This window comes from Micromonospora sp. NPDC049799, from assembly GCF_040656655.1.
Lineage (GTDB): Bacteria > Actinomycetota > Actinomycetes > Mycobacteriales > Micromonosporaceae > Micromonospora.
In genome coordinates this window covers 1-5,285 of record NZ_JBFAMU010000349.1, presented here as the reverse complement: position 1 = coordinate 5,285, position 5,285 = coordinate 1, and the positions used below count along the sequence as shown (strand labels likewise).

The 5,285-nt window shown below is 74.3% G+C and carries 5 protein-coding genes and 2 pseudogenes; 1 reads left to right on the top strand and 6 read right to left on the bottom strand.

Annotated elements, in window-relative coordinates; genetic code table 11:
- From AB0I76_RS21820 to AB0I76_RS21805, 4 genes and pseudogenes are all read right to left on the bottom strand, one after another.
- Positions 1-240, bottom strand: a pseudogene (locus AB0I76_RS21820) (branched-chain amino acid ABC transporter permease); the annotation flags it as partial.
- Positions 237-1,307, bottom strand: a complete 1,071-nt coding sequence (locus AB0I76_RS21815; protein WP_357038371.1) for a HAMP domain-containing sensor histidine kinase — start codon at positions 1,305-1,307, stop codon at positions 237-239. The gene AB0I76_RS21815 and the pseudogene AB0I76_RS21820, both read right to left, overlap by 4 nt.
- Positions 1,304-1,981, bottom strand: coding sequence for a response regulator transcription factor (locus AB0I76_RS21810; RefSeq protein ID WP_357038368.1), 678 nt, complete (start codon positions 1,979-1,981; stop codon positions 1,304-1,306). Before AB0I76_RS21810 ends, AB0I76_RS21815 begins: the two co-directional genes overlap by 4 nt.
- A gap of 86 nt (positions 1,982-2,067) precedes the next feature.
- The gene (locus AB0I76_RS21805; RefSeq protein ID WP_357038365.1) at positions 2,068-2,727 is read right to left on the bottom strand and encodes a DUF5701 family protein; all 660 of its coding nucleotides are present in this window, start codon (positions 2,725-2,727) and stop codon (positions 2,068-2,070) included.
- A 122-nt stretch (positions 2,728-2,849) separates the two neighbouring features.
- Between AB0I76_RS21805 and AB0I76_RS21800 the strand changes: the two genes are divergently transcribed.
- Positions 2,850-3,590, top strand: coding sequence for an A24 family peptidase (locus AB0I76_RS21800; protein WP_357038362.1), 741 nt, complete (start codon positions 2,850-2,852; stop codon positions 3,588-3,590).
- A gap of 42 nt (positions 3,591-3,632) precedes the next feature.
- On the opposite strand, the gene AB0I76_RS21795 is transcribed toward AB0I76_RS21800, so the two are convergent.
- Both AB0I76_RS21795 and AB0I76_RS21790 read right to left on the bottom strand, forming a co-directional pair.
- On the bottom strand, positions 3,633-4,391 hold the full coding sequence (locus tag AB0I76_RS21795; RefSeq protein ID WP_357038359.1) for a LytTR family DNA-binding domain-containing protein: 759 nt from the start codon (positions 4,389-4,391) through the stop codon (positions 3,633-3,635).
- A gap of 17 nt (positions 4,392-4,408) precedes the next feature.
- Positions 4,409-5,188 (bottom strand): annotated as a pseudogene (locus AB0I76_RS21790) (histidine kinase); the annotation flags it as partial.
- Positions 5,189-5,285: the final 97 nt, after the last annotated feature.

Genomic DNA, 5,285 nt, shown 5'->3' with positions numbered 1-5,285 from the left:
CACCGGTCGACCCGGGCCCCCCGTGCCCGCGTACCCGGGCGAGGGTGGCGGCGGCGCGACGACGGCGACGGGCGCGGCCGGGCCCACGGTGACGGCGGCCTGGGCCGCGGGGCTCGGGCTCGCGGTGGCGGGCTGCGTGGCGGTGGGTGTGGGCGTGGCGGCGCGCGGAGCCGGTGCCGGCGTGGCCGGTGTCTCGTGGCCGGACGGGTCCGGCTGCTCAGCCGGGGTGGGGGCGGTCATGCGGTCACGTCTCCGATCGGTGGGGTCCGGGGCAGCGACACCCGGATGCGGCAGCCAGGGGCGGGGGTGGACGGGTCGAGCACCTCGATGCGGCCGCCGTGCAGTTCGACGACCCAGCGGGCGATGGCCAGGCCGAGACCGGTACCGCCGCCGGCCGCCCGGTCACCCCGGGTGAACCGCTCGAAGACCCGGAACCGTTCGGCCGGAGGGATGCCCTCGCCCTCGTCGGTGACCTCGAAGCGGAGCTGGCCGGCGTGCTGTTCGGCGGAGACGCGGACGGTGCCGCCGGCCGGGCTGTGCCGGGCGGCGTTGTCGAGCAGGTTCGCGAAGACCTGGTGCAGCCGCCCGGGGTCGGCGTGCACGTCGAGCCCGGCGGGCAGCTCGTCGAGGTGGAAACGGACGTCCAGCCCGGCCCCCGCCGCCGTCACCGTGGCCTGCTCCACGACCTCGTCGAGGAAGTCCGGTACGTCGATGTGGACGCGGCGCAGCGGTACCACCCCGGCGTCCAGGCGGGACAGGTCGAGCAGGTCGGCGACCAGGTGACCGAGCCGCTCGGTCTGGGCGAGTGCCGCGCGCAGCGTCGCCGGCTCCGGATCCGCCACCCCGTCGACCATGTTCTCCAGCACGCCCTGCAGGGCGGTGATGGGCGTGCGCAACTCGTGCGAGACGTTCGCGATCAGTTCCCGCCGGCGCAGGTCGGCGGCGTGCAGGTCGGCGGCCATCTTGTTGAACGCCTGGGCCAGTTCACCGACCTCGTCCCGGGAGGTGGCGCGGACCCGGCGGGTGTAGTCGCCCCGTGCCATCGCGCCGGCCGCCGCGGTCATCTCGCGCAGCGGTGACGTCATCCCGTGCGCCAGGACCTGGGAGGTCAGCAGCGCCAGGAAGATCGCCGTACCGGCGGTCCTCGGGGGGAACCACCCGATGGCGTACCAGAAGTAGGCCAGGCCGGCGCTGCCCGAGGCGACCAGCAGGACGCCCAGCTTCACCTTGATGGACCGGACCGGGTCCAGCGGCCGGGGCAGCAGTTCCAGGACCCGGTCGACGCGGGTGAGCAGGGTGGTGGTCACGCCGGCACCTCCAGCGCGTACCCGACACCGTGCACCGTGCGGATGAGATCCGCGCCGAGCTTGCGGCGCAGCGCCTTGACGTGGCTGTCGACCGTACGGGTGCCGGACCCCTCGGCCCAGCCCCACACGTCGGCGAGCAGGCGCTCCCGGGGCAGCACCGTGCGCGGCCGGCCGGCGAGGTGCACCAGCAGGTCGAACTCGGTGGGCGTCAGGTGCACGTCCGCGCCGCCCTGTCGGACCCGCCGTTCAGCCTGGTTGATCTCGATGTCACCGAGCCGCAGCGTGGCTGTGGCGGCCACGGCGGCCCTGTCGACCCGGCGGAGCAGGACGTGCACCCGTGCCGCCAACTCCCGCATGGAGAACGGCTTGGTCAGGTAGTCGTCGGCGCCGACCGCCAGGCCGACGAGCAGGTCGGTCTCGTCGTCCCGGGCGGTCAGCATGAGCACCGGCACCGGCCGCTCGGCCTGGATCCGTCGGCAGACCTCCAGCCCGTCGAAGCCGGGCAGCATCACGTCCAGCACGACCAGGTCCGGCTGCCCGCTGCGGAACCGTTCCACGGCGCTCGGGCCGTCCCCGGCCACGTCGACGGTGAAGCCCTCGGCGCGCAGCCGGGCGGCCACCGACTCGGCGATGGTCCGCTCGTCCTCGACGACCAGTACGCGACGTTCCCTCATGCGGCCTGACTGTAGGGACCGGGCGTGGAGATCGGTGGGGCGCGTTGTGAACAACCTGTGGAGAACTGCTCAGGCCTGTGGATAACTCACTCCGGACCGATCCGCTCCGGCCGGGCGGAGGCGGAGCCGAGCCAGGTGTGCGGGTTGCCCCACCAGCACCAGCCCAACTTGGGGGCGCCCTGGCTGATCCACAGCGCCGGCACCCGCTTGTCCCCACAACGGGAGCCGACCAGCGAGAAGCACCGGTTGGTGGCGAGGGCGGCCGGATAGAGGGTGACGAGGGCGAGGCCCTCGTCGATGCTGATCGGCAACCGGTCCCGGCCGGTGATGATCTCCATCGCCGCCGACGGGGCGAGGTTGCACAGGTCCGCACCCCGATCGACGTCGAAGAGCAGGTACGCCGGGCCGGCCGGCACGTCCAGTTCCTTGATCGGGTCGAACCGGGCGAGGTCGCCCTCGGCGTAGTGTCGGTCGACGATCCCGGTCTTCCGCTTGCCCGCGAGGGTGGTCAGTGCCACCCGTTCCTCCACGGACACCAGCTCACGCGTGATCACCAGCAGGAACGGCACGCGACCCTCGGTCGGCGCGGGCAGGTCGGCCGCCCCGGTGACGGCCGCCGCGCGCAGCGGGGCCACCAGGTCGCGGAAGTCGTCCTCGGAACGGCCGGCGAGGGCCGGGTAGCCCAGTTTCACCAGGGTGTCGACCTGGCTGTCGAACTCGGCGGCGGGGTCGAAGGGTGCGGTCACGGCGGCCTCCAGCTCTCGTACGGTCTACCGTACAGCGTACGGTTCGACGGGTCTATTCCCGGATCGCCGGGCTTTCTCCGCGCGGCCCTCCGGGCAAGCGGGCCGCGGCTACCATCCGGCCCGTGCTTCTCCCCCTCGTGGTCGTCGCCGCCCTCGCCGGGGCCGGATGGGGATTCCTGGTCCCCGGGCTGGTCGACCGGTACGCCGTCGAGTGGCCCGACGGCACACCGCAGCCACCCTGGCGGACCGCGTGCCCGCACTGCCATGCGGACCGTGCGGCCTGGTGGCGGGCCACGCCGGACTGCGCCGGCTGCGGTGACCACCCGTGGCCCGGTCGCCTGCTGACGGTGCCGCTGTCGGCCGCCGCCTGCGGACTGGTGGCGTACGCGATCGGCCCGGACCCGGTGCTTCCGGCGTTCCTGCTGCTCGCCGGGCTCGCCGTCCCGCTCGCCCTGGTCGACCTGCGGGTGCTGCGGCTGCCCGACCCGCTGGTGGGTGCGGCGTTCCTCGGCGGGGTGGTGCTGCTGGTGGTCGCGACGGCCGCCGCGCAGTCCGTCACGTCCCTGGCACGTGCCGGCGCGGCGGGCCTGGCCTGCGGCGCCAGCTATCTGACCCTGGCTCTCCTGCCCCGCTCGCAGCTCGGCTTCGGCGACGTGAAGCTCGGCGCGGTGCTCGGGCTCTACCTCGGTTGGCTCGGCTGGCCGGTCGTGGTGACCGGCGTCCTGCTCGCCCCGCTGGTCAACCTGCCGCTGGTCGTCGGCCTGCTCATCGTCCGGCGGGCGGGCCGGCGAACGCTCGTGCCGTACGGCCCGGCGATGCTCGCTGCCGCCGTGGCCGCGGTGGTCGTCGGCGCGGTGCGATAGCCCAGCCGTCGCAACCCTGCGGCGCGGGGGCTGGTACCGCGGTCAGCGGCTCCAGTCCTGCTTGGCCGCCCGGACCAGCTTGTCCTTCAACTCCCGGGTGTGCCGCCGGCTCACCGGCAGCTCGGTCGCGTCGACCACCACCACGTAGCCGGAGTTGACCAGCCGCAGCTCGGCGATGAGCTTCAACTGCACCAGGTACGACCGGTGGATCCGGACGAACCCGGCGTCCGCCCAGCGCTCGGCCAGGGTCGCCAGCGACACCCGCACCAGGTGCGAGCCGTCGGCCGTGTGCAGCCGCGCGTAGTCGCCCTGTGCCTCCACCCACCGCACCGCCGAACGGGGCAGCATCCGCGTGGTGCCGGCCAGCTCCACCGGGATGGTCGGGTCCTCCTCCGCCCGGGCCAGCGCCGCCGGGTGCGCCGGCACCACCCGCGAGCCGATCACCCGGCGCAGCGACTCGGCCAGACGATCGGCCCGCACCGGCTTGCGCACGTAGTCGGTGGCACCCAGGTCGAACGCGTCCACGGCGCCGTCGTCGTAGGCGGTGACGAACACGATCGCCGGGGGTCGGGCGAAGCGGCGCAGCACCCGGGCCAGCTCCATGCCGTCCAGGCCGGGCATCCGGATGTCGAGGAAGACCACGTCCACGTCGTCGTCGCGGAGCACCCGCAGCGCCTCGGTGGCGTCGCCCGCCGTGTGCAGCCGGGCCACCCGCGGGTCGGCCCGCAGGTGGTACGCCAGCTCGTCCAGCGCCGGCAGCTCGTCGTCCACCGCCAGCACCCGCAGGAACCCGGTGCTCATGAGCCCGCTCCGCTCGCTCATGAACCCGCCCGCACGCCCGGGTGGAACTTCGGCACCCGCATGCTCACCTTCGTGCCGGCGCCGAGGCCGGTCTCGACGACCAGGCCGAAGCCGTCGCCGAACACCGACCGGAGCCGCTCGTCGACGTTGGAGAGCCCGACGTGCCCGCCCGGGTCGTCGCCCGGGTCGCCGGTGGCACCCGCCAGCTCGGCGATGCCAGCGGTCAGCGCGGTCGGATCCATCCCCACCCCGTCGTCCTCCACCGTGATGTGGCACTCGGTGCCCGCGTCCCGGGCCTCGATGCTCACCATGCCCGTGCCCGGCTTCCGGGACAACCCGTGCCGGACCGCGTTCTCCACGAGCGGTTGCAGGCAGAGGAACGGCAGGGTCACCGGCAGCACCTCCGGGGCGATCTGCAACCGCACCTGGAGCCGGTCGCCGAAGCGGGCCCGCTCGATCGTCAGGTACCGGTCGATCGAACGCAGCTCCTCGGCCAACGTGGTGAACTCGCCGTGCGCCCGGAACGAGTAGCGGGTGAACTCGGCGAACTCCAGGATCAGCTCCCGCGCCCGGTCCGGGTCGGTCCGGACGAACGAGCCGATCGCCGTCAGCGCGTTGTAGATGAAGTGCGGGCTGATCTGGGCCCGCAGCGCGCGTACCTCGGCGCGGGCCAGGCGTTCCCGGGAGGAGTCCAGCTCGGCCAGGGCGAGCTGGTTGCCGGCCCAGTGGGCCGTCTCCAGGGTCGCCTGCACCAGCCCCGGAGCCGGCGGGCCGTCGGCGACCGCGATCAGTGCCCCGGTCGCCCGGCCGTGGGGGGGGGGCCGGGGGGGGCGGCCGGGGGCCCGCCGGCCGGCGGGGCCGCGCCGGCCCCCGCGCCGAGCCGCACACCCCCCA